Source organism: Mesorhizobium sp. M5C.F.Ca.IN.020.32.2.1 (genome assembly GCF_004023105.1).
GTDB classification, from domain to species: Bacteria; Pseudomonadota; Alphaproteobacteria; order Rhizobiales; family Rhizobiaceae; genus Mesorhizobium; species Mesorhizobium wenxiniae.
In genome coordinates this window covers 1-1273 of the sequence record NZ_RZSX01001270.1, presented here as the reverse complement: position 1 = coordinate 1273, position 1273 = coordinate 1, and the positions used below count along the sequence as shown (strand labels likewise).

General features: G+C 65.8%; 2 protein-coding genes. Both read left to right on the top strand.

The window, feature by feature from the left end:
• Positions 1–638: lytic transglycosylase domain-containing protein (locus EOA86_RS35105; protein ID WP_164892346.1), on the top strand; the 638-nt coding region annotated here is incomplete at its 5' end.
• A gap of 5 nt (positions 639–643) precedes the next feature.
• On the top strand, positions 644–1132 hold the full coding sequence (locus EOA86_RS35100) for a GNAT family N-acetyltransferase (protein ID WP_128345678.1): 489 nt from the start codon (positions 644–646) through the stop codon (positions 1130–1132).
• Positions 1133–1273 lie beyond the last annotated feature (141 nt).

The window sequence follows — 1273 nt, the reverse complement described above, 5'->3', positions numbered from 1 at the left end:
CCGCGGCGCCTGTCCAGCCAGCAGCCTTTGCCGGACCGACCCCGCTGGCCGCAACTGCACCTGCAGCCATGACGGCCGGTGCCGCCCCAGCCGGCGCAGCACCTGTCTATGCGACGGCCGCTGTCGCCATGCCGGTCACCGGCGAGACAGGCAAGACGATGCCCGGCGTTCAGCAGGCCGCCTATGTCGCGCCTGACGACCCATCCGCCTTGCTTTCGAGCAGCCCTGCCAAAGAGTATTCGGCGGGACCGCGCGGCGAGATCGAACGGCTGATCGAGAAATATGCCGTCCTCTACGAGGTGCCGGTCGATCTGGTGCGCCGTGTCGTCAGCCGCGAGAGCACCTTCAATCCCAAGGCCTACAATCGCGGCCATTGGGGGCTGATGCAGATCAAGCATGCGACGGCGCGCGGCATGGGCTATGACGGGCCGGCGAGCGGGTTGTTCGACGCCGAGACTAATCTGAAATATGCGGTGAAATATCTGCGCGGCGCCTGGCTGGTGGCCGGCGGTAACGCCAAGCGCGCCGACCGCCTCTACCAGAGCGGCTATTATTACGACGCCAGGCGCAAGGGCATGCTGGAAGAAACCGGCCTTGGCCGCGACCGCGGCCGCCGTCGCCTGCAGCCCGATGCCTGAACACCATGCCTGAGCCGCGCCCGCCGGCGCCGAACGACATAAGGCTGCGCAAGATCCTCGACGACACGCTTGCTCCGCCGCGCTGGCCGGAAGGTCTTGTCATGCGCGGCTTCGATGCCACCGACGCGCTCGCTTTGCATGCGCTGCTGGCCACCGTGTTCGACGATGGCGCCGACGGGCCGTTCGACGAATGGTGGCCGCGAATTTCAAGCGACGCGGAATTCGACCCTGCCTTGTGTTTCCTAGTCATCGACAGCAAGGGTCGGCTGGCGGGCGCGGCGCTGTGCTGGACGAGGACGTTCGTGAAGGACCTTGCCGTCCATCCCGAGGCGCGCGGGCGAGGCATCGCCGAAGCGCTGATGTGGCACGTCTTCGCCGCCTTTCGCGCACGGGACGCTGCGCATGTCGATCTCAAAACCAACACGGTCGAAAATGCCGCCGCGGTCAGGCTCTATGAGCGACTGGGAATGTTCGAAGTCGACTGGGAAGGCTAGCCCGGCTGGTCGGTTCCGCCCTCACGCCGCGGAAAGTGTATTGCTTCACATAGGTCGCCAACCGCAAATGCAAACACCCTGCCACGCCGTTCGATCGGGTAACGAGCGGAAGGTGTCGGAGGGGCTGCACCGGCATGTGTC

Bases quoted from the DNA above. Each gene is read 5' to 3' on its own strand.
- EOA86_RS35100 (WP_128345678.1), top strand. From the start codon at position 644: ATGCCTGAGCCGCGCCCGCCGGCGCCGAACGACATAAGGCTGCGCAAG.